The organism is Pseudoalteromonas sp. G5_S1_14_S5, assembly GCF_054968605.1.
In genome coordinates, this window is record NZ_JBQKUM010000255.1 from 1 (window position 1) to 335 (window position 335).

Sequence of the window (335 nt, forward strand, 5' to 3'; positions counted from 1 at the left end):
TTTAATATTTCATTATGCTCTTCAAGGCGAGCCAGCTTCTTTTTTAATTCCCGAATTTCTATTTGCTCAGGAGTCATAGGCGAAGATTTTGGTGTTTTCCCTTGTCGTTCTTCTCTAAGTTGGCGAACCCATTTATCCATCGTGGACTTGCCCACATTCATGGCTTGAGCTGCTTCAATCACAGAGTAGTTTTGATCTAGGACTAGTTGCGCTGATTCTAACTTAAATTCTGCGCTGAATTGGCGTCTTGCACGTTTTGTCATTATGTCACCTGTATACTTATGAGGTGATGATATCACCTCTAACTAAGTGACCAAATTCACTATGCCACTACA

At 40.6% G+C, this 335-nt stretch carries 1 protein-coding gene; it reads right to left on the reverse strand.

Annotated elements, in window-relative coordinates:
• On the reverse strand, window positions 1-263 hold a 263-nt coding region (locus tag ACTRWI_RS22785; protein ID WP_499133952.1), incomplete at its 3' end, for a transposase.
• Window positions 264-335: the final 72 nt, after the last annotated feature.